Source organism: Rhodococcus sp. 114MFTsu3.1 (assembly GCF_000383555.1).
GTDB lineage: Bacteria > Actinomycetota > Actinomycetes > Mycobacteriales > Mycobacteriaceae > Rhodococcoides > Rhodococcoides fascians_E.
On sequence record NZ_KB911550.1, the window covers coordinates 69,789 to 92,545 of the forward strand.

Annotated in this window: 18 protein-coding genes; 3 read left to right on the plus strand and 15 right to left on the minus strand. The window is 64.3% G+C overall.

Translation table 11 applies throughout. From position 1 onward, the window contains the following. Positions 1-3: 3 nt before the first annotated feature. Both H292_RS0113950 and H292_RS0113955 read left to right on the plus strand, forming a co-directional pair. The gene (locus H292_RS0113950) at positions 4-1,548 is read left to right on the plus strand and encodes an acyl-CoA carboxylase subunit beta (protein ID WP_027498815.1); all 1,545 of its coding nucleotides are present in this window, start codon (positions 4-6) and stop codon (positions 1,546-1,548) included. A gap of 122 nt (positions 1,549-1,670) precedes the next feature. Further along, positions 1,671-2,150, plus strand: a complete 480-nt coding sequence (locus H292_RS0113955; RefSeq protein ID WP_020111804.1) for a DUF4265 domain-containing protein — start codon at positions 1,671-1,673, stop codon at positions 2,148-2,150. A 25-nt stretch (positions 2,151-2,175) separates the two neighbouring features. On the opposite strand, the gene H292_RS0113960 is transcribed toward H292_RS0113955, so the two are convergent. The 9 genes from H292_RS0113960 to H292_RS0114000 form a co-directional block, all read right to left on the minus strand. Next, entirely contained in the window at positions 2,176-2,928 is a 753-nt protein-coding gene (locus tag H292_RS0113960) for an ABC transporter permease (protein WP_020111805.1), read from the minus strand. After that, the gene (locus H292_RS0113965; RefSeq protein ID WP_020111806.1) at positions 2,925-3,641 is read right to left on the minus strand and encodes an ABC transporter permease; all 717 of its coding nucleotides are present in this window, start codon (positions 3,639-3,641) and stop codon (positions 2,925-2,927) included. The genes H292_RS0113960 and H292_RS0113965 overlap by 4 nt, the downstream gene beginning before the upstream one ends. After that, positions 3,638-4,531, minus strand: coding sequence for an ABC transporter ATP-binding protein (locus H292_RS0113970; protein ID WP_020111807.1), 894 nt, complete (start codon positions 4,529-4,531; stop codon positions 3,638-3,640). Before H292_RS0113970 ends, H292_RS0113965 begins: the two co-directional genes overlap by 4 nt. Before the next feature lie 95 nt (positions 4,532-4,626). Beyond that, positions 4,627-7,953 (minus strand): arabinosyltransferase domain-containing protein, encoded by a 3,327-nt coding sequence (locus H292_RS0113975; protein WP_020111808.1) that lies wholly within the window; start codon positions 7,951-7,953, stop codon positions 4,627-4,629. A 72-nt stretch (positions 7,954-8,025) separates the two neighbouring features. Further along, positions 8,026-11,226 (minus strand): arabinosyltransferase domain-containing protein, encoded by a 3,201-nt coding sequence (locus tag H292_RS0113980; protein WP_051127761.1) that lies wholly within the window; start codon positions 11,224-11,226, stop codon positions 8,026-8,028. A gap of 105 nt (positions 11,227-11,331) precedes the next feature. Beyond that, complete coding sequence (locus H292_RS0113985) at positions 11,332-13,122, minus strand: hypothetical protein (RefSeq protein ID WP_020111810.1); 1,791 nt, start codon at positions 13,120-13,122, stop codon at positions 11,332-11,334. Between the two features lie 34 nt (positions 13,123-13,156). Then, positions 13,157-15,049 (minus strand): galactan 5-O-arabinofuranosyltransferase, encoded by a 1,893-nt coding sequence (locus H292_RS0113990; protein WP_020111811.1) that lies wholly within the window; start codon positions 15,047-15,049, stop codon positions 13,157-13,159. After that, positions 15,050-15,814, minus strand: a complete 765-nt coding sequence (locus tag H292_RS0113995; protein WP_020111812.1) for a decaprenylphospho-beta-D-erythro-pentofuranosid-2-ulose 2-reductase — start codon at positions 15,812-15,814, stop codon at positions 15,050-15,052. Next, positions 15,811-17,262, minus strand: a complete 1,452-nt coding sequence (locus H292_RS0114000) for an FAD-binding oxidoreductase (protein WP_019667145.1) — start codon at positions 17,260-17,262, stop codon at positions 15,811-15,813. The genes H292_RS0113995 and H292_RS0114000 overlap by 4 nt, the downstream gene beginning before the upstream one ends. Positions 17,263-17,336: 74 nt before the next feature. Here H292_RS0114000 and H292_RS0114005 point away from each other — a divergent pair, with 74 nt between their 5' ends. Then, on the plus strand, positions 17,337-17,837 hold the full coding sequence (locus H292_RS0114005) for a GtrA family protein (RefSeq protein ID WP_020111813.1): 501 nt from the start codon (positions 17,337-17,339) through the stop codon (positions 17,835-17,837). Positions 17,838-17,951: 114 nt separating this feature from the next. On the opposite strand, the gene H292_RS0114010 is transcribed toward H292_RS0114005, so the two are convergent. From H292_RS0114010 to H292_RS0114035, 6 genes are all read right to left on the minus strand, one after another. Further along, complete coding sequence (locus H292_RS0114010) at positions 17,952-18,539, minus strand: dTDP-4-dehydrorhamnose 3,5-epimerase family protein (protein WP_020111814.1); 588 nt, start codon at positions 18,537-18,539, stop codon at positions 17,952-17,954. Next, the gene (gene rfbA / locus H292_RS0114015; protein ID WP_020111815.1) at positions 18,539-19,408 is read right to left on the minus strand and encodes a glucose-1-phosphate thymidylyltransferase RfbA; all 870 of its coding nucleotides are present in this window, start codon (positions 19,406-19,408) and stop codon (positions 18,539-18,541) included. The genes H292_RS0114010 and rfbA overlap by 1 nt, the downstream gene beginning before the upstream one ends. Before the next feature lie 38 nt (positions 19,409-19,446). Further along, on the minus strand, positions 19,447-19,797 hold the full coding sequence (locus H292_RS0114020; protein ID WP_230620989.1) for a hypothetical protein: 351 nt from the start codon (positions 19,795-19,797) through the stop codon (positions 19,447-19,449). Beyond that, complete coding sequence (locus H292_RS0114025) at positions 19,794-20,891, minus strand: hypothetical protein (RefSeq protein ID WP_230620988.1); 1,098 nt, start codon at positions 20,889-20,891, stop codon at positions 19,794-19,796. The genes H292_RS0114020 and H292_RS0114025 overlap by 4 nt, the downstream gene beginning before the upstream one ends. Positions 20,892-21,006: 115 nt before the next feature. Then, positions 21,007-21,774 carry a hypothetical protein gene (locus H292_RS0114030; protein WP_231383841.1) on the minus strand — a complete coding sequence of 256 codons (768 nt, stop codon included), beginning with the start codon at positions 21,772-21,774 and terminating at the stop codon, positions 21,007-21,009. Between the two features lie 180 nt (positions 21,775-21,954). Continuing rightward, entirely contained in the window at positions 21,955-22,710 is a 756-nt protein-coding gene (locus H292_RS0114035; protein ID WP_231383842.1) for a hypothetical protein, read from the minus strand. Positions 22,711-22,757 lie beyond the last annotated feature (47 nt).

Consider the following 22,757-nt stretch of genomic DNA (forward strand, 5'->3'; position numbering starts at 1 on the left):
ATCTTGACTGGTACTACCGCCGAAAAGTTGGCCGACCTGCGGGCCAACCTCGAACTTGCCAAGGAACCGGCAGGTGAGATCGGTATCGCCAAGCGCGCGAAGAAGGGCATCCCCAGTGCCCGGCAACGCATCGACATGCTGCTCGATCCCGGCAGCTTCGTCGAGATCGGCGCCTTGGTGAAAGCGCCCAACGACCCGTCGGCTCTCTACAGCGACGGTGTCGTCACCGGTCACGGAACAGTCGACGGTCGCCCCGTCGCCGTCTTCTCGCACGACCAGACGGTGTTCGGCGGAACTGTCGGCGAGATGTTCGGCCGCAAGGTCGCCGGCGTGATGGACTTCGCCATCAGGGTCGGATGCCCGGTCATCGGCATCAACGACTCCGGTGGCGCTCGCGTGCAGGACGCCGTGACGTCCCTGGCCTGGTACGCCGAACTGGGGCGTCGCCACGAGCCGCTGTCCGGAATGTGCCCGCAGATCTCGGTCATCCTCGGCAAGTGCGCAGGCGGTGCCGTCTACGCGCCCATCAACACCGACGTCGTGGTCGCCACCGAAGAGGCGTACATGTTCGTCACCGGACCGGACATCATCAAGTCCGTGACCGGCGAGGACGTCAGCCTCGACGACCTCGGAAGTGCACGCAAGCAGGCGCAGTACGGCAACGTGCACCACGTCGCGCCCGACGAGAAGGCCGCGTTCGACTGGGTTCGCAACTATCTCAGCTACATGCCGTCGAGCTGCCAGGAAGACCCACCCGTCGTCAACCCGGGTCTCGAACCCGAGGTGACGGACTCCGACCTGTCGCTCGACAAGATCATGCCCGACGCCGACAACGCCGGTTACGACATGCACGACATCATCCTTCGGCTGTTCGACGACGGTGAATTCCTGGAGATGTCGTCGGAGATCGCACCCAACGTCATCACCGGTCTGACCCGTGTCGACGGCCGGTCCGTCGGTGTCGTCGCCAACCAGCCGATGTACCTCTCCGGTGCACTCGACGCCGACAGTGCCGACAAGGCAGCACGTTTCGTGCGCATCTGCGACGCCTACAACATTCCGCTGGTCTTCCTCGTCGACACACCCGGCTTCCTCCCCGGCGTCGACCAGGAGAAGGTCGGCGTCATCAAACGCGGTGGCCGATTCCTGTTCTCCTACATCGAAGCATCGGTACCCAAGGTCACCGTCGTCGTCCGCAAGGCCTACGGCGGCGGTTACGCCGTCATGGGTTGCAAGCAGCTCGGTGCCGACATCAACTTCGCTTGGCCCACAGCGCGTATCGCCGTCATGGGTGCCGAAGGTGCCGTCAACATCATCGGCCGCAAGCAGATGGCCGCCGCGGGAGAGAACGCTCCCGCCGTGCGTCAGCAGCTCATCAACTTCTACAACGAGCACGTGGCCACTCCCTGGGTCGCCGCGGAGCGTGGCTACATCGACGCCGTCATCGAGCCCTCGAGCACCCGCCTCGAGCTCCGCAAGGCGCTGAAATTGCTGAAGGACAAGGAAGTCTTCAAGAACCCACGGAAGCACCACCTGTTCCCGATCTGACTGTTGCTGGATGGCTGCCCCCTGCCGCATGCTGAGCAAGGACCGCCGTCGCTCCCTCGGTCCACGTTTCCGGTGCCTGATGTGTCGGTGGAGAGTTCGAGGTGGTCTGGCATGCTGTCCGAATGACTGCGGGGCGTGAAACGACGGCATTGGTGAAGGTGGTCTTCGAGCTGCCCAGGACCGAGGACAACTGGCCACCTGTGGGTTCCGAGCGTATGTGGGCGATACCCCGTGGTGACGATCTCGTCGAGCTCAACAACACGCCGTTCTTCGTTCGGGGCGCTGCCGAAGGCGACATCGTCCGTGTCGAGGAGAACGCGGACGGCGAACTCGTCGTCCAGGACACCGTCGAACCGTCGGACAACTGTACGGTCAGAATCATCCCGTTGCGGGACGGCGGGGAGACCCTTCAGTCGGTGATGGACGTGTTCGGGCAACTGGGTGCCGAAGGCGAAGGCGCCGAACAGTTCAACTTGCTTGCTTTGAATCTTCCGTCGTCGGTCGACCATGGTGCCATCAAGCAACTGCTGATGGCGGGCGCGGCCGACGGCCGATGGGACTGGGAAGGTGGCGCGCTCACCCAGGAATTTCGCGACGCCTGATCGCGTGCCTGGGCCCGTCACGTGATCAGGAACGACCATCCCGACGGTCGAGGATTCTGCTCGAGCCGACAATTGCCACCGCAGAGAGAAATATGGTCGCGCCGACGACGGACAGGGTGGATGCCGCGGTGAGCGAGCCACCGTCTCCGAAGGTGCCGGTGGCGAGTTGTGTTGCGCGCGAGACCAACGCATGCGGCAGTACGACGATGGCGGCACCGACGTCGGCGGTGAGCAGGAATGCCGAGACGCCTGCGCCGACGAGCGCAAGGGCAATCGGTACGGCGAAGGATCCGACGAGCATCGACAGTGCGGACTGCACTGCGGCCAGTGGAACCGCCGCGAAGATGGTCAACCCGGCGGCGATCCACAACGGCGCGGGCAGTGGTCCGTCCAGTCCGAACACCAGTTTGCCGACGACGAGGACTGTCGCGACCATCGACACCTGCATGGCAGCGGTGAGGAGTGCCACGACCGAGGTCTTGGCGACGACGATTCGTAGCGAGGGGACCCGGCCGCTCATCAGGAAATTCCAGTTCCCTCTGTCGTGCTCGGGTTTCCAGATCAGCGATGCCAGGAGGGCGACTCCCAGTGCGAGCGGGAAGAGGCCGTGGAACACCACCGTTCGCAACCAGAGTGTGTGCCAACCGTTCTGCAGTTGTTCTCCGGACAGAACTGTATTGAATGTTCCGACTCCGACTATCAGGATGGGCAGCAGGATCACGACGGTCAGGCTCTGGGATCGTTTGAGTTTGATCAGTTCGGCGGCAACGGTGTTCATGCCAGAAACTCCTGTCGATCGAGCCGAGCCGTGACGAACAGAAACAGTGCGACGCCGACGACGGCGAGCCCGGCCACACTGGTGTAGGACGGGGACAGTGTCATGACGTGGTCGCCTCGGTAGTCCGCGGCGGACGCGAGTGCGTAGTATCCCCACGGTGTGAGATGTGCCAGCCACGAGGGAAATCCGGATGCGCAGATCGCGACGACGGTGCCCAGGACGCCGATTCCCAGCGAGATCAGCTGGTTGACCGCGAGTGTCGAAACCGTCAGGTGCAGCGTCAGGACCGCGAGATTGACGACGACCATCGCGCCTGCGTAACCGAGCCATGTCCACAGCGGCTTCGTTCCGCCGAGTAGCGCCCCGAGGGAGACGGCCACGACTGTCGCTGTGGTGACGACGAGTCCAGCGGATACCACCTTGGCACGTAGGAGTTCACCGAGGGTCACTCCGGTGGCGCGACTGAGAAGCCATCCGTTGCCGTGATGTTCGATGTCGATGGTTCGGCTTGCGACTACGGCGATCATGAGCGGCGAGACGAGAGGAAACGCGAGGGACAGTCCGGCGAGGGACAGTGCCGAGGCGTGCTGTGCAACATCCCCTGTCATCGTTCCGACGACGGTCAGCGCGACGATGCCGGCGGTCATCGACGCAGCAAGGGCCACGAGGTGCAGATGCCGCAGTTTGGCGAACTCGTTGCGTAGTACGTTCATAGTCTTCCGCCGCTCGTGAGGTTCATGAAGACGTCGTCGAGTGACTGCTCGTCTCGCCGGACTCCGTAGACCCCGGCTCCGGATGCGACGAGTTCGCCGACGACGTGGGCGGTGTGAAGGTCGTCGACGGATGGGATACGCAGCGTCTCTCGATCCCGAAGCTGTTGTTCAGCAGTGGAATTGGGGTTGTCTGAACCGAGGATGTCGATGACGACGTCGGGAGTGGAGGCGGCAAGAAGTTGGTCGCGGCTGCCTTGGAAGATCAGTCGCCCCTCGCTGAGAATTCCAAGTACGTTCGCCGTCTTGTCGATCTCGCCGAGGAGGTGCGACGACACCATGACGGTCACTCCGTGCTCGGCGAGATGCTTCAGCAGGGCTCGAATTTCCTCGATTCCCGCGGGATCCAGTCCGTTGGTGGGCTCGTCGAGCACGAGAAGTCGGGGTTCGCGGGCCAGTGCCATGGCGATTCCGAGTCTCTGCTTCATTCCGAGTGAGTAGTTCTTCACCTTCTTGTTCAGTTGGTCCTGCAGTCGAACGGTGGCGACGGCGCGAGTGATCTGGTCGTGGGTCGAGCCCAGGTGTCGTTGCACGATCTTCATGTTCTCTGCGCCCGTGAGGTGACCGTAGCCGGGTGGTGATTCGATCAACGAACCTATCTCGGTGAGCAATTCGCGTCGGGTGTCAGAGTTCATCGGTCGACCGAACACTTCCACTTCACCGGAAGTCGGCCGGATCAGAGACAGCAGCAGTTTCATCGTCGTCGACTTGCCCGATCCGTTGGGACCGAGGAAACCGTAGACGCAGCCCTCGGGAATGGCGAGGTTCACGTCGTCGACGACGGTGTGGTTGTCGTATCGCTTGACGAGGCTGTGAGTTCTGACGATGTCCATGCCTCGACCCTGCCGCGGATCGAGGATGGAATCATCCGTCCAGAGGATCAATCACGAGTACTACTGCGGTATGACCCGGTGAAGGGCAACGAGCTCTACCGATCGAACACCCTCAAGTTCCCTGGCGTCCAGAAGCCGGACCTGGTGACTTCGTTGGTGTCGAGTGTTGCCGGTACGGCGCCGGGGTAGTACTGCTCGTACCGTTCGAGCGAGCCCCAGTCGCGAGCCCAGTCGCGGTCGAGGTACGTCGGGACGGTGACGGGACGGGCGAGGAGTTCGCTCCAGCCGAGGGGGCCGCCGTTGTCGCCGGACTGCCAGGTGTCGGTGGAGCTGACGGCCAGTGGGCGGTCCGGGAGGATGCGGTATCCGGGTACTTCGGCGACGCCGTATTCGTGGTCGAACGGGCGCTGGCAGGGGAACTGCAGTCCTACGGCCCAGTCGAGCAGTACGGGCTGTTCGCTACCGATGAGGTCGTTCAGCTTCTCCAGCTGAGGTACTCGCGGTGGCGTGAATGCGAACCACTGGTCGCCGGTGAGGTTGGGGTCGTTGGCGACGATGCGCACGGCGTCGGCGTCGGCGGGCAGGTCCGCGATGGGGATGCGGAGGTTGCGCCACGACGGTGCGGGTCCGATGTCGCGGGGCAGGTAGGTGCCCTTGACGTCGACGGTTCCGTTGGGCTGACGCGTGCCGTACTCGACGAGGAGCGACTGGCCGTATGTCATGGCGCCCGTGTCGTCGTAGGACAGGATGCGGCCTGCGGCGGACACGACGATCAGCGGTGCGCTGTCGGAGCGCTCGGGCAGTGAGTACCAGCTCGAGGTCGCCGACGCCGGTTCCTGGATGCCTGGCTGGTAGGAGCCGAGGACGGGGGTGGTGGCCGGGTCCAGTCCGAAGGGCAGGGCTGCGGTGGAGCCGTTGACGCCGAGGGCGCCGATGCCGCCGCCGGTGCCCGAGCTCTGGCCTTCTTCGAATGCGGGTCCGACGCTCTGCTGGTCGGTGTTGCCCTGTCCGGGTTTCACCTCGACGGCGTCGGCGCTGAGGTCGGTGGGAATTCCGTTGGGGGTGAAGCCCGACGGGGTTTCGCCTCCGAGTGGGCCGGTCTGTGGGTCGAAGGCCGACGGGATGGGGTTCAGGATGCCGGCGTTGGGGTTCGATTCCACCAGTACGTCGTTCGCGAGGCCGCACGAGTTGCCGGTGAGGGCCTGGACGTTCGAGCGTGCGAGCGAGTAGGCGGGGTACTGGGACACTGCTCCCTTGACGAGGGAGAGGACTTCGAACAGCACCATGAGCCCGGCGATCACCGTCAGCGGTGCGGCGGCGAATTTCTTGATGCGCCTGCCTCGTTCGCTACCGGCACGGGGTTGTGGCGGTGCGTAACCCTCACGGAGGTACTGCCATCCCGCCAACGCGAGTGCGGCGGCGAAAAGCACGAGGAACAGGGTGTTGGATTCGTTTCCGCCGAGCGAGACGGTCTTGTCGAACCACGGCACGCCGTAGCTCGACACGTACCAGTACCCGTTGATTCCCGAGAACGCCAGTGCCAGCACGAACATCAGGCCGGCGAGGAATATCGTTCGGTTTCGGCGAGACCTCAACGCGCTGGCGGAGATCGCGACGGCGGTCAGCGCGGCGAGGCTGCCCGCGATGCCTGCGTACGACCCGAAGTGGTGGGTCCACTTGGTCGGGTTGAACATCATGAAGAAGATCGTTCCGAACACGACGCCGATGAGACGCCAGGCCGGTCCGTTGGAGATTCCGGGAACTCGCCTGCGTCGCAGCAGGATGAACAGCGTCGAGAACAGGCACAGCAGCATCACGAGGAATGCGAAGCGGCGAGCGACGGAACCGTCGACCGTTTGGACGAACAGATAGTAGTAGCGCAGGAAGTCCTGGTACCACTGCTCGTTGGGGCCGATTGCCGTGCGCACACGCGTCGACTCCATGACCGTCGCGTAGGTCTGATCGGCGAAGACGACGACGAGGACCAGGAAGCCGGCGGCAGCGAGCGGTGCGAGAAGCGGCAGGGTGCCGACCAGGCGGTGGCGTCGAACGACGATGCGCGCCATGGGCCGCGCTCCGGCCAACAGGGCAGCGACACACATCAGGCCCGTCGGCGCCGAGGCGAGGGTGAACGCGCCGATCAGGAACGCCGTCGCAGCAGGAAGCAGTCGGCCGGTGGCGATGGCCCGTTCGATGGAGCACCACGTCAGGAGGGCGCCGAGCGCGACGATGGGCTCGGGGCGGAGGCCGTTGTTGTAGGGCAGCCAGAACGCGAGGAACACGAGTCCGCCGGTCCACAGCGCCACGTTGGACTTGCGTACTGCACGGCCGAGACGCGGGACGACCTCGCGGCTGATGACCATCCAGCAGAGAACGCCGGCGATCAGGGCTGGCAGGCGCATCCAGGGGCTGGCGGTGGAGATCTTCGCGAAGACGGCGAGGACGTCGTAGTACCACCCGAACGGGGCCTCGGGGACTCCGAACCAACGGAAGTAGTTGGCCATGTAGCCCGACTGGTCCGCGGCCCGAGCCATGGTCAGCAGGTAGCCGTCGTCCGAGGTGTTGGCGCCGACGAAGTGCCAGCCGACGAGGACTCCGACGACGGTGACGTCGACTCCGGTGAACTTCCACCAATGCGACGGGAAGAACCGTCGGTGACCGCGTCCGTCGATGCCGTCGAGGCGACCGAGGGCGGTGACGGCGATGATCGTGCAGACCACCGCGAGAATCATCGCCAGCAGCTTCAGGATCGTCGGGCTGGAGGAGAAGCGCGAGTCGACGTCGATGGTGACGTTCAGTCCGGCGGGTGCGGCGCCGTCGAGGTCGGTGAAGACGCCGACGACCTGGGGCCGCAGGTCACCGTCGAGACGTCCGGTGCGTTCGAGGCCTTCGTCGTCGACGAGGCCGGTGAACGATGCCGAGGTGTAGTCGATGTTCGAGGTGATCTCGATGGAGCTGCAGGCTGCGCCCTGTACGTCCTCGCGCGGTGCCGACGCGACGACGACGTTGCGGTCCAGTACGTCGACCGAACCCTCGTTCACTCGCACGAACAGGCTGTTGAGCGCGGCACCCTCGCCCTGAGGCGGCGCAGTGGCGAGCAGCAGCCCGCCCTGCGGGGGTAGTGCGGCCACCGCGGAACACGGGATGGTCGCGGTCAGGGAGATCGGCGCCTGCGAGACGAGCGGGGCGTCGATGTCCTGGATCGAGCCCGATTCCGGCCACGAGATGGTCGACGTCGTCTGCACGACGGGCAGGAACGGCGTCAGGAGAGCCAGGACGGCACCGAGAAGACCCGTGACGATCGCGACCAGACGCGTCGTACGCACCGTGGATCGCAGATCGGTCCCGGTGCCCTTCGACACCGAACCCTTCGGCTGGGGGGCGTCGGGCACGGCGGGAGAATCATTCACGGCGTCGGGCACGGTTGTCGATGTTATTCGAACGTGATCGGTTCACCGCACCCGCATCGCGATGAAACCGGCTGTATGCCGGTTTCATCCGACCCTTATCGGACCTTCGGTCTCCCACCCGCTGCGGGTGACGGTTCCGACCGTCAATTCTGCCGGCGTCGCCGACGTGTCCAGTGGGATGAATCTCTCGAGCGAGCCCCAGTCGCGATCGAGATCATTGTTCAGATAGGTCGGGACAACCTGGGCGGACAGCACGAGTTGTTGCCAGCCGAGCGGCCCACCGCCGAAGGCGTCCATCACCGGACTGTGTGCGGCGGCACCGCTGCGGTCCGGCAGGATGCGGTACTCCGGCAGTTCCGCGACGCCGTCCTTGTGGTCGAACGGGCGCTGGCACGGGAAGCCCAGTGCGACGGTCCAGTCCAGCATGACGGGCACGTCGGGTCCGATGACGTCGACGAGTGGGGTCGTGCGGGGGATCCGCGGCGGCGTCACGGCGAGCCATTGATCCGGTGAGATGTCGCCGTCGGTTGCGACGAGGCGGATGCGGTCGGCTTCACGTGGGATGTCCGACAGGGGCACGCGCAGGTTGCGCCACGACGGCTGGGGCCCGATGTCGATCGGGGTGACGCGGCCGAGGACCTGATCGCCCGCGGCGTACTCCACCTCGAGCGGCTGGCCGGAGGCCACGATGCCGTCGGAGTCGACGGATCGGATGCGCCCGGCGGCGCTGATAGCGATGAAGTCGTTGCCAGGAGTGGAGCCCGCGGATCGACCCGATCGGTCCGCATCCGACGGTAGGGCGAACCATTCGGTTTCGAGGGTTGCGGGTTCCGCGGTGTCGGCGCCGTAGCTACCGAGGACGGGCGTGCGCGACGGGTCGAGTCCGAACGGCAGTGCGACGGAGCTTCCGTTGATGCCGGTGGCTTCGGTGGTGCCGCCTTGGGTGCCGGAGGAACCTGCGGAGGTGGGTCCCTGAGTGTCGGAGTCGGTGCCGCTGTCGGGGTCGTCGCTGAATCCGCGGGTGCTCTCCTGGGAGACGTCTTCTTCGTCGGCGGTGAGATCGTCGGGGATTCCGTCGGGGGTGAAGCCGACGGTGTTCGGTCCGGCCAGTGAGTTCTGGACGGTGGAATCGATCGGCGTCAGCATCGAGCTGTTCGGATCTTGTTCGACGAGAACGTCGTTCGCGAGGGAGCAGGAGTTACCGGCGAGCGCGTTCAGGTTGGAGCGGGCCACCGAGTACGCGGGGTACTGGGCGACGATGCCTTTGGCGAAGGACGCGAGCTCGAACAGTACGACGAATGCGGCCATCACCGTCAGCGCGGAGACTCCGAAGCGCGCGGAGCGGGTGCTGGTTCGGTACGGCGCGCGGAGGTGTTGCCAGCCTGCGTACAGCAACGCGAGCACGGTCAGTCCGAGGAAGATGGTGGAGAAGCCTTTGCCGAGGATCATCGGAGGCTTGTCGAACCAGGGGATTCCGTAGCTGGAGACGTACCACCAGCCGTTGGAGCCGGTGAACGCGAGCGCGGCCAGGAACAGCACGGCAGCGGTGAACAGAGTGCGGTTGCGTGCGTTGTCCCGGGTGGCCGACGCGACGGCGACGGCCGCGACGGCAGCGAGCGATGCGGCCAGGCCTGCGTAGACACCGAAGTGGTGGGTCCACTTGGTGGGAGTGAACATCATCAGGGCGAGGGCGCCGATCACGATGCCGACGATGCGCCTGGACGGTCCGATCGCGACGCCGGGGATGCGGCCGCCTCGTCGGAGCATGACGACGATGGTGACGATCACGCACAGGATCATCGCGAAGACGGCGAAGCGCCGTGCGAGGGAGCCGTCGGGTGTGATCTCCATGAGGGAGTCCCAGCGGGCGCGCTCGTTGAACCAGGCGACGTTGGGTCCGACGGCGGCGCGGGCGCGGGTGGCTTCGAGGACTGTCGAGACGGTCTGGTCGGCGAACACGGCGGCGACGATGACGACTCCCGACGCCAGGATCGGGGCCAGGACGGGTGCGTAGCCGACGGTGCGGGCGCGTGCGATGACGATGCGGACGAGTGGGCGTCCGCCGGCGAGGAGCGCGGCAACGCAGATCAGACCCGTCGGGCCTGCGGCGAGCGAGAACGCGGCGATGAGGACTGCGACGGCCGCGGGCAACAGTCGGCCGGTCGCGACGGCGCGTTCGATGGAGCACCACGTCAGCAGGGCACCGAGAGCGATGATCGGCTCGGGTCGCAGGCCGTTGTTGTAGGGCAGCCAGAAGGCGAGGAACACCAGGCCTGCGGTCCAGATTGCGACTTTGTTGGAGCGGACGGCGCGACCGAGACGCGGGATGACCTCGCGGCTGATCACGGCCCAGCACAGAAGCGCGGCGATCAGCGCCGGCAACCGCATCCACGGGCTGGCTGTGGAGATCTTCGCGAACGCGGCGAGCATGTCGTAGTACGGCATCCCGAACGGTGCTTCGGGGACGCCGAACCAGCGGTAGTAGTTGGCCATGTACCCGGCGTGCTCGGATACGCGTGCCATGGTCAGCAGGTAGCCGTCGTCGGAGGTGTTGGCGCCGATGAAGTGCCACACGGCGAGTACTGCGATGACGACCCCGTCGACGACGGTGATGCGGAGCCACCGTGCCGGGAAGAACCGGCGGCTGCTGCGGCCGTCGAGCAGATCGAGTCGGTGCAACGCGACGAGCGAGATGATCGTGAAGATCACCGCGGCGGCCATGGCGAGTTTCTTCAGAACGGTGGGGGTCGAGGAGAAGCGGGAGTCGATCTGGACGTCGACGTTCAGGTCCGCCGGTGCGGCACCCTGCAGTTCGGTGAAGATTCCCACGGTCTGGGGACGTGCGTCGCCGTCGATCGTTCCGGCGACGTCGGTGCCCGTCGCCGACGCGGTCGTCGACGTATCGGTCGAACTGATGGTCACCGACGAGCACGACGCGAGTTCGGCGTCGGTCAGCGACAGCAGAACCTTCTCGCGCAGGACGGCCTGCAGGCCGGAATCGGTGCGGGAGACGACGAGGCCGACGCCTTGGGCGTCCGGTGCGCCGGGAGCGGTGGTCGAGAGTACGAGCGTGCCGGGCGCTGCCGAAGCGATGGTGTTGCACGGAATCGTGGCATCGAGCGACAACGGCGAGTACGAGACGAGCGGAGCCTCGACCGAGTTCAGCGTTCCGTTCTGCGGCCAGCTGATCGACGCCGAGTCCTGGGTCACCGGCAGCAGCGGCGTCAGAATCGCGGCGAGGACTGCGATGACACCGGAGACGACGGCAACGACTCCCGCCGACATACGCGTCGACGACGATGATTCAGGGGGCTTCGGTGCGGTGGCTGCAGCGGTGGACACGATTGTCGATGCTAGGGCACAGCCCCGACCGACCCCTTTTCCTGCAGGTCAGCGGGCGAAGTCCCGCACGTCCCAGATCCACACACCGTCGTGGTACTCGGCATCGAAGCCGAGGAGTTCGTCGACGGTGTCGCGTAGCTGGGTGCTGTTGCGGCCGGGTTGGAGGACGACGACGTCGGCGCCCCAGAATCGAAGATCGGCTCGAGCGTCGGCCTGCTGCTGTGCTGTGACGTCCGGGACGGTGCCGGAGTTCCGCACGGACCCGAGCAGCAGGGCCGTCGGCCGATCCACGGCGCCGTACTTGGCTTTGCGTTCGACGTTGTCGCCCGGCCCGACGAAGTATCCACCCGCGAGCGGGAAGCCCATGTCGGCTTCGATCTGCCAGTGCAGGGGACGAGCGTCCTCGGGACGGGGGAGGGGCACGGTGACGACGGATCCGTCGTCGACGTAGTTCTTCCATTCACCGCTGGCGAAGAAGGACGGCGTCGACGCGCGTTCGACGGTGTCGAGTGGCGTCGGAAGCAGTGGCACCAGCGCGAGTGCGAGAGCGATCGACCACAGTGCCGGTATCGGCCGCAGTCCGGCCTTGAAGGCCTTGTCGGTGGCCAGTACCAGCAGAAGCGCCAGTGCCGGAACGGCGGCGAGCGCGAAGCGCGTTTCCAGGATCGACTCGACCAGTGGGGTGTCGGCGAGCCATTCCCACGGCAGTGCGATCTCGGTGTTGTTCTTGCCGATGATCAGCTCGGACCCGAGGGACAGCACGGCGACAGCGACGGCGGTGGCCGCGGCCGCTCGGGCGCAGGCGACCCGCCACAGCCAGACCGCGGCGACCCCCGCGAGCACCAGGAGGGGCCACCCGAAGTAGGCGTTCTCTTCCGTCGCGTTGATCCGGACGTTCTGACCGGGGGTCGCGACGCCGCCGATGGATTGCGTCGGGAACTGGGTGAGGGCTTTGGCGTCATTGCCCATCGCGCCGTGTTCGAGGAACGAGTAGCTCTGCGGGCCGAAGAACTGCCAGTACAGAGGGAACGCGACGAGGGCGATCGCGAGCGCAGCCGCCAACGGCAGGCTTGTCGCCGAGTTCTTCACGGCCGGCCACAGGCTGCGCGGCTTACCGACGTAGTAGACGACGGCGAACAGTCCGAACGCGATCGCGAAGATCAGCAGGGGTTCTTCGCCGAGCATGATCTGCAGCGCGACGACGAGTCCGAGCGCGATGGTTCGTTTCGCCGTCGGGCCGTCCTGGGCGGTGCGGACGACGAGAGCCGCGATGACCGGCAGCAGGAAGAGTACGACGAAGTTGGGGTGGCCGTTGGCGTGGGAGATCATGCCAGGCGCGAAGCCGCACAGTGCTCCACCGAGCGCCGACGACGGTCGCGACGCCCCGAGCGTGCGTGAGAACAGCCAGTACCAGGCGTATGCAGTGCCTGCGAGACCGATGGTCAACGCGATGGCCCAGGTGACAGTCGGGCCGAACAGCAACGTCACGGGTGCGAGCGGGATCGACAACCCGAACATGGCCGTGTTGGCCATCAGGTTCACCCCGAGCGGGAAGTTCTGCAGATCGCTCGACATCGGGTTCTCGAGGTGCGCGACGGAATGCGCAGCTACCGCGAAGAACCATTCCCACATGGCCTGGTCCTGGCCACTGTTGTAGAGATAGCCACTACCGAGGTTCCGCCACTGTCCCTGCAGCACGAAGAGAGCGACGACGGTGAAGGCCGACGCAGCCGCGACATCGGCTCGATCGGCACGCCGAAGACGGGTGGAGAGCGCCCCGATTCGCCGTGCCGGGGCGGTCCGCGGCTGCTCGAGAACAGTCTGGTCCGAGGTAGGCATCGGTTGAACGTTACGTGAACGTTATGTCATTTGCCTATGTAGCGCGGGTGACCAGCGCGAACGGCCCGATATCGGTGACCTGGAACCGCGGATCCTCGAACAACGACTCGTCGAACGTGACCGTGTAGCGACGAACGTTCGGATCGTTCGGATAGACGTCCTCCGCCAACCGCAAGGTGTAACCGTCGGCGCCGCGGCGGAACAGGAAGGCGTCGGGCGCCTGCCACCGGCTCTCGTCGAGCTTGGTGACCAACTCGTCCGGGTTCTCGGCCGTCGTCCAGTCCTCGATGGCCGCGGCGCGCTGGTCGAACTGAGCGAGCGGGTTGGCGTAGTGCGACGTCAGCCCCTGGAAGCCGAAGTACGGGTAGTAGCTGAGGAACGAGGTGTCGGCCGTCAGGACGATCGTCTCGTCTCGGGGCCTGCCGACCTGCTCGGTGATTGCTCGGTCGACCTCGGAGTAGTAGGACACCGCACTCGGTGGGCGCTTGTCGGCGCGGTTGCCGTCGCCGTCGGTGTCCGAATACGCGACGGTGATCTCCGACTGCAGAACCTGAGGGATGTTCTGTGCGAACGCAAGTGCACCGATCGTCGCCACCGTCACCGCGGCGACCTTGAACCGCGACGGTTCACCGACTGCCTGGTAGATGGCCTTCGCGCCTTCGACGAAGCCGAAAACGCCTGCCGCTCCCAGCAATACGATCAGTACGGCTTCCAGGCGGAAGCTGAGCAGTGTGGTGCCGGCAACGGTCGCCGCCATGGACAGCAGCGTCCACAGATACACGGAGACGACGCCGATGCTCAACGCCTGTGCTCGACGCGACGTCGCTGTCCTGACGGCGAGCCACAGGGTCCCGGCCATGGTCAGCGCACCGAGCAGGGAGAACTCGAACATCGGGAACGGCAGCTCGGCACCGGCCTCCGGAAGGTAGTGCAGCGCAGTACCCGACGTCGCAGGTGCTCCGGTCAGTGCATCGACAAGATAGGGAGCCCAGACCGTCAGTGCGACAAGTCCTGAGATCGCGGCGATCACAACGAGGCGAACAGCAACCGGAATTGCTGCACGCCAAGTTTTGTGAGCGCGAACATTCAGAAACGCCGACACAACGGCCATGAGCGTCACCGCAAACGCCGCCACACCCAGATACAAGGTGTAGAACGTTGCCGCGAGGCCGAGAAACAGACCCGTCCCGACGACAGCTCCCCAGCCCCAGTTACTCGATCGCTCGGGCTCGTCGGGAACCGGCCGATTCAGCGCGCCCCACGCGAGTAGGAGTGCAGGCGCAACAAGCAGCGCGATGACGGCACTGTAGGCCTCCGGGGAGGCGTAGGCGACGACGAGTGCGGTGGTGACGGCCGAGACGGCTACCGCGAGGTCGGCGCGGACCAGTTGGCGCCAGAGCGTGTAGGCGACGACGGCTGTGACGGCGAGAAATCCGATTGCGAACGGCTTGAACACTTCCCAGCCGTCCATGCCGAGCAGGTTCCCGACGCGTCCGCCGATCCAGAACCATCCGGCCGGGTAGAACGGTGGGATGTCCGGGTACGTCATGTCGCGCAGCGCAGGCGAATCGGTGAGGCGCGTCAGGTACTCGGTTCGAAACTCCTGGTCGACGGATATGCCGAACAGATAGAGCTTGGTCGCCGCCAGAGGCATGCCGAGCGTGACCGTCACGAACCCCGAAAGCCCGCCCCACGTCAACACTTTCGCGAGCCACGCAAGGGTGCCGCGTCGGTACAGCACGATCGCCGTGGCCAACAGGGCGACGCAGAGCACCTGCCCGAGCGTCGTCAGCGCACGGGTGACGTTGGACGAGTTGAACGCAGGCCACTCGACGAGTGAGAACGCGAACAACCCGACCGCCGCCACCACAGCTGCGACTAGAGCGGCCAGTACACCGTCGACGGCTGTGCCGAGCGCTCGTTTCATCTAGATGGGGAGTTTGCGGAAGATCGGACGCGGCACGTGCCGCAGAGCGATCATGACGAAGCGGAAGGGGCCCGGTGCCCAGACCAGATCCTTGCCCTTCTGCGACGCTGCGACGGCGAGCTTCGCGATGTCTTCCTTGTCCACCGTCAGAGGTGCTTCCTTGACGTGGGCGCTGAACTTGGTGCGCACCATGCCCGGGCGGATGACGGTGACGCGAGGGCCGAACTCGCGCAACGCTTCTCCGAGCCCGAGGTAGAATCCGTCGAGACCCGCCTTGGTGGAACCGTAGACGAAGTTGGATCGGCGCACGCGCTCGCCCGCCACCGAGGACATGACGATGATGCGTCCGTATGCCTGGGCCTTGAACTTCTTGGCCAGCAGAACACCGACCGACACCGACGCGGTGTAGTTGATGTTCGCCGTCAGGACGGCCTTGCGCTGGTTCTGCCACAGCTCTTCGGCGTCGAAGTCCACCGCGAACGCGACGATCGCCACGTCGACGTCACCTTTGGACCACGCCTCCTCGATGACCTTGGGGTGCGACTCGGTGTCGAGTGCGTCGAAATCGATGACGTCGACATCCTTGGCGCCCTTGGCTTTCAACTGAGCAACCGACGCATCCCGGAGCGGGTCGTTCGGCAAGGCCGCGAGGATCACGCGCGCCGGCGACTTGGACAGGTACTCCTCGGTGATGGCGAGACCGATCTCGCTCGTTCCACCGAGTACGAGAATGGTCTGCGGATTGCCCACAGCGTCGATCGTCACAGCAGTTCCAACCTTCTGGCCATATCGGAGGCGAAAACGCCCGTGGGGTCAACGGATCGGCGGACCTTGATCCACTCGTCGATCCGCGGGTACATCGAATGGAACGTCTCCGCATCGGTGCGCGAGTCCTTGGCGGTGTACAGCCGGCCGCCGAACTCGAGCACGCGCTTGTCGAGTTCGCGCACGAACTCGTTCAGGCCCGGCTTGATGGGGAAGTCGACGCAGATGTTCCAGCCGGGAATCGGGAAGCTCAGTGGCGCTTTGTTTCCGGGGCCGAACAGCTTGAAGACATTGAGGAAGGAGTAGTGCCCCGACTTCTGGATGTCGACGATGATCTTCTTGAACTCACCGACGGCCTCGGGCGGCACCACGAACTGGTACTGCAGGAAGCCGTTCGAGCCGTAGGCACGGTTCCACTCACCGAACATGTCGAGCGGATGGTAGAACGCGGTGAGGTTCTGCACCTTGTTCCGGTAGTTGCCTGCCTTGAGGTACCAGGCCTGACCCACTGCACTCAGCGTGAACTTGTTGGCGAGTCCGTTCGGGAACACGTCCGGGAACGTGACGAGTGGCTTTGCGTTGAACCGCAGCGGATCCTTCTGCAGCTTCGTCGGCAGCTGATCGAGCTTTGCCAACGATCCACGTGAAACAGCGGCGCGACCGAGCTTGGGCGGCGCGGCGATGGCGTCGAACCAGGCGCTCGAGTAGTCGTAGTTGTTCTCGCTGCCGTCGCTGTGCAGGGCGATGGTCTCGTCGAGCGTCTGCGTGACGTCACCGTCGGCGATGAAGTAGGCCGTCTCGGTCGGCGTCATCTCGATGGTTGCCCGCAGGATGATGCCGGTCAGACCGTTGCCGCCGACCGTCGCCCAGAAGAGCTTCGAGTTCTTTCCCGACGGCGTGAGGTGACGAATCTGGCCGTCCGCGGTCAGCAGCTCCATCGAACGCACGTGGTTGCCGAAGCTACCGGCACTGTGATGGTTCTTACCGTGGATGTCCGTGCCGATTGCGCCGCCGATGGTGACCTGACGCGTGCCCGGCAGCACCGGAACCCACAGCCCGAACGGCAGAGCGGCGCGCATCAACTGATCGAGGTTGACGCCGCCGTCGACGTCGACGATCCTTGTCGTCGCATCGATGCTGTGAATACCGTTCAGCGCATTCATGTCGACGACGAGGCCGCCGGAGTTCTGCGCGTTGTCGCCGTACGACCGACCGAGGCCGCGAGCGATGACGCCGCGACGCAGGTGGGCGGGCTTGCTGTCGTTCTGCTCCGCGACCTGCTTCACAGCGCTCGCGATGAGCTCTGGATCGGAGGTCGAGAGCACCTCACTCGTCGAGGGCGCGGTGCGTCCCCAACCTGTGAGTGTGCGGGTCTGCGTGGGTAGCGGCGCAGTGTTCCCGGCCTGTGGTTCCAGGGGGAAGAGTGCGTCGTCGGCTGTCGTGGACATCGTCGTTGAGGGTACCTGTTCGATCGGGTCGCTCCGCAGGCTGCGCTCCCTGCTCGTCATGACAGCTAGTCTCAGTGATCGTGTCCACCCCGCAGAACGACGACTGGCCCGCCGAAGCGTCGGAGCCGCAGCATCACGTGCCGCTGCCCGTCGAACTCCCACTGACGGAGAACATCGCCGACGAGGCCCTCGACCTCAAGACCCAGATCGTCCGGTTCCTGGCAACGGGTGTGCTCTCTGCCGTCGTCGACCAGGGCGTCAACCTGCTGCTTCACTTCGTGTTCGGTGTCGGTGTGACGCTGGCGAAGGCAATCGGCTTCGTCCTGGGCACCACGACGGCCTACCTCATCAACCGGCGCTGGACATTCAACGCAGCACCGTCGCGCGCCCGCTTCTTCGCGGTCGTGGTGCTGTACGCCGTCACCTTCGCCGTCCAGGTCGGTATCTACACCTGGCTTTACCAGGCATTTCCCGACGGTTTCTGGTTCGCGAACCTCGCCTTCGTCGTCGCCCAGGGCACCGCAACGGTCATCAACTTCATCGTCCAGCGGGCCGTGATCTTCAAAATCCGCTGACGCTCCCGGTGACCGAACGGCACATTCGCTCCGCGGGGGGATGAAAGGCGCGCGTGCGGCACCTCCCGGTGACCGAATGAGCCGTTCGGTCCCGACGCCCCTGGATCGAGGAGGTCAGCCTTGGTAGTTGGGGAGGTAGCCGTCGGCGATGGCGTGGGCGAGGGAGGGTGCGGCGCGGTCTTTGTCGGAGAGTTGGTACTCGAGTGTCGATCCGTCGCGGGCGTGGGTGGGCCAGTCGATACCCAGGTCCGGATCGAGTGGGTTCAGATCGCGGTCCAGCGACGGGGTGTACTCGATCGAGCACAGGTACATCACGGTCGAGCCGTCTTCGAGGGACAAGATGGCGTGCCCGAGACCTGCCGGCAGGAACACTGCGCGGCGGTCGACGTCGTCGATGAGCACGCTGTCCCACTGCCCGAAGGTCGGCGAACCCACCCGCAGGTCGACGATCACATCCAAGAATGCGCCTGTGACGCAGGTGACGTACTTCGCCTGCCCGGGCGGGGTGTCGGTGAAGTGGATACCGCGCAGCACCCCGGCCGCGGAGACCGAGCAGTTCGCCTGCTGCAGTTCCAACGGCCCGCCCACTGCGTTCTCGAAGGCGGAGGATTTGAACCATTCGAAGAACACGCCGCGATCGTCGCCGAACTGTCGTGGGGTGAATTCGTAGGCGCCGGGGATGGTCAGTTCACGAAAGCTCATCACTTGCCTCGCGCCAGTAGATCGAGCAGGTACTGCCCGTATCCGGATTTGACGAGTTTCTCGGCTCGTACTCGTAGTTCGTCGTCGGTGATGAAGCCGCGTCGCCAGGACACTTCCTCGGGTGCCCCGATCTTCATGCCCTGACGTTGTTCGATGGTGCGGACGTAGTTGGAGGCATCGAGCAACGAGTCGAAGGTGCCGGTGTCGAGCCAGGCGGTACCACGCGGAAGCACTTCGACAGCCAACTTGCCTGCCTCGAGGTAGTGGCGGTTGACGTCGGTGATCTCGTATTCCCCGCGTGCGGACGGCGCGAGATCGCGGGCGATCGCCAGGACGTCGTTGTCGTAGAAGTACAGCCCGGGGACGGAGAAGTTCGATTTCGGTGCGGCGGGTTTTTCCTCGAGGGAGATGGCCTTGCCGTCGGCGTCGAATTCGATGACGCCGTAGGCGCTGGGGTCCTTGACTTCGTAGGCGAAGACAGCGCCGCCGTCGATGCCTTCGAATCGCGAGAGCTGGGAGCCCAGTCCGGTGCCGTAGAAGATGTTGTCGCCCAATACGAGTGCGGCGCTGTCGGTGCCGATGTGGTCGGCGCCGAGGACGAAGGCCTGGGCGAGGCCGTTGGGCTCGTGCTGGACCTGGTAGGTGAGGTTGATTCCGAATTGTGAGCCGTCGCCGAGGAGCCGTTGGAACTGATCGGCGTCCTGTGGGGTGGTGATGACGAGGATGTCGCGGATGTTGGCGAGCATCAGGGTCGAGAGGGGGTAGTAGATCATCGGTTTGTCGTAGACGGGGACAAGCTGCTTGCTGATGCCGACCGTGATCGGATGTAGACGCGAGCCCGTGCCGCCCGCCAGAATGATTCCCCGCATACCGGGAAGTCTCCCAGATGGCACCTGGTCGTGCGCGCTCACTGCCAGGGGATGCTGTACGGCTCGTCCTCCTGTGGCAACGGCCAGTGGCGGGGCCAAACAATTCTGGGGTCGGCCTTCATCTGTTCGACTTCCGGTGGGATCGGTACGGCATCGAACTCGATCCGGTCCCATGTGGTGCTGCCCGACGCCACCCTCACGCCGTACGTCTGGAGTTCCGGGCTTGCTGTCCTTGCCTGTGAGAGGCGTTCGAGCAATGCCTCGTCGACGACGACAGGGCCCTGGTCCACACGGATCGGTGTGGCATCGGCGCGGAGTCGAGCTGCGCGCAGGCGGTCGACGGCGTCGAGCACTCTCCTGTACTCGGGAGTGTTCCTGGGATCGGTCATACCGCGTCCTGCCACGGTTGGTCGCCTTCGCCGACGGAGAATTGTTGGTCAGGCGTGTCGAGGACTGGGGTTATGTCGGCGGTTCTGCCTGCGTCGACGGCAGTTTTGCCCTTGTCCAGAGCCTCGTTGAACGGCTGGAGGTACTTGTCGATCGTGCGGCTGACCTGACCTTCCGGGTCGATGATCGCGTCGAGGAACAGTCCGAACTGGTCGACAAGTTCTTCGATTCTGCGCACGAGATCCATCGTCAGGTCCATCGTCTGTCTCAGTATGTCGACGATCGCTCCGAGCTGCCAGGCTGTCCCGAGGACAGGAACTTTCTTGAGCGCCACTTTCATTGCTGCGGAGCCGGACCCGAGATCTACCTCGGCCTCCAACATCTCGGCGAACTTCCTCACGACGGTCTGGACGCCCTCGCGAATTTCCTCGGCGATGGCTTCGGAGATGGCGTGGATCGTGCGACCGCACGAACCTTCCCAGTACATGGCTGCAATCTGTCGACCGGAATACTCGGTGAAAGCTTGGGCGGCCTGGCCATCCCAGTAGTCGTCGACGCGCCGGACGCCACGCTCGAGTGATGCGGCGGCAGCTTCCATTGCGCTGCCCGCGATGTCGAATGCTTCTCCAGCTCGTCTGATCTCGTTCCAGTTCCCGCTCAGCGGTGTGGTGACTTCAGTCAGGGGGCTCCAAGTGGTGAGTTCGAAGATCGTCTCGTCCACGTCGCCCAGCCAGCCTGCAGCCGCTTGAATGACCTCACGGGTGTCGTCCACGGCGGGATTTGCTGGCGGATAGTCGATTCCGTCAGGGTGGCCGTAGTCGGCGGCATTGACGTAATCGTCGACATTTCCCACCGCGGCGGTCTTCGAATTACCCAGCTGCGGAACAGGTACAGGGACAAGATCGGTGTGAGCGTTCAGTTGGTCGTATGTTTCCTTCTCGGCATCGTGATAGAGCCATGCTGCTTTTCGGAGTTCGTCTCCGATGTAGGTGCAGTTGGCCGATAGGTGGACGTGCCTGCTGCGCGTATTCTCTTGGTAAAGAGCAATGGACGGTGCAAGCCGCTGCAGAATCTGACCGGGGATTGTATCGCTCAAGCCCGCGTGATCTCCGATATAGCGATGGCATGCCATCGTTCGTAGACCTATCTCGGACGTCAGTTTCCCCATCCCAGCGACTTCTGATGGACGAGCACCGAAGATTTCTTCCATGTCAGCTCTTCCTTATCGTAGAGATTATGGCGTCGATATCCGAGTCGCCTAGTGCGCCTTCGACACCGCGGGCGGAACGGACGATGAAAACCACTGATTCTGCTGATGCGTAGCCGGGCGTGGCGATGACGTCGAATGTTGCCTGGCTGGACGAGCAGCGCTGAGCTGCGTCGGGTATGTCGTCGATCGTCGCTCGGTACCTAACCGCAGGTCGATCGCCGATCCGGAAGGTCTGCGGCCCGGTGATACGGATCGACGGTTTCCTCGACTCATCAGAGCTGGAGAAGATCAGTTCGGCTCGTTCGACTTCGCTGCGTGCCGTTGCGTCGAGGTTAGTTGTTCGGCGTCCAATGACTCCGGTAATGGCGAGCTCGGAATGTTCGCCGTCAGAACACTTTGTGCGTTCGTAGAACCCTAGTGACCCGAACACCACCGAGGTTCCGTCGTCGAAATCCCATCCAGCCACCCCGCCGGACCAATTGTCCCAATCTGGGGCAACGTCGTAGGTCAGTCCGTACTTTGTTGCGATCGGTTGTGGTTCGCCGTCGCCGACGATGATCCGCGGCGGCCTCGACATGGATGGAAACCCCGACGGCAGAGAAGCTGGTGTTGTCGTCGGAGCAAGTGGGCTCGTCTTGGACGGTTCGGCGACCGAGACCCCCTCGTACCGGCCGGGTGCCTCTGGTGCCAGTTCTGTTATTCCCCACAACACTAGGTTGAATACGGCCAAGCTTCCTGCCAGCAGCAGTAGCCGTTTACGTAATCCCACGAACGCTCCCCCCGAAGTCTGCGAAAAGGTAACACAGGGGTCGGACACGGTCGGCTCGGAAGAATGGCGATCGAGCAACATCGTCGACGACAATGGCGCCGTGTTTCGCGCGAATGGCTGTGTGGTCGGCGTGCATTCGAAGAGGACGCGGGCGGTAACCGCGTACGGCGCCCTTCCCTGTCAGGTCCTCCTTATCGTCGAGACGATCTGTTCGATTTGATCGTCCGTAAGAGCTCGTTCTACCCCGCGAGCTGCGGTCAACACGAACAGTGCTGTTGCTGCGGTGGCGTAGGAGGGGGTCGCAATGATGTCGAAGCGAGCCTCGCTCGGTGTACACGAATCTGTGGAAACGATGTTCGAAACGTCCGCGCGGTATCTGATCGCTGGACGTCCGTCGACAGTGAATTGAGTAGGAAGGTCAACGGTCACGGACGTTTGGGCATCGTCGCTGAAGATCTTGGATACTTTATCGATCTCCGCGCGCGCTACTTCGGCAATGTCTGCATCAGGCCGACCGGTCATGCCAGTCATCGCAAGTTGTCTGTGCTCGCCGCCGCACTTTTCTCTTTCGTAGAATCCGAGGGCACCGAACACCAGGGAGGTGCCGTCGTCGAAGTTCCAGCCGGACATACCGTCGTACCAGTTGTCCCAACCGCTGGGGATGTCATATGTCAATCCGAATTTCGTTGCGATGGGCTGGGACTCCCCGTCAGGAACGATGATTTTGGGAGGCGGATACTCCATTGTCGGAAACCCCGACGGCAGAGGGGCTGGTGTTGTTGTCGGATCTTGTGGGCTCGTCTTGGACGGTTCGACGACAGAGACCCCCTCGTATCGGCCGGGCGCTTCAGGTGCCAGTTTGGGTATTCCCCACAGCACTAGGTTGAAGACAACCAAGCTCCCTGCCAGCAGCAGTAGCCGTTTACGTAATCCCACGAACGCTCCCCCCGAAGTCTGCGAAAAGGTAACACGGGGGTCGGACA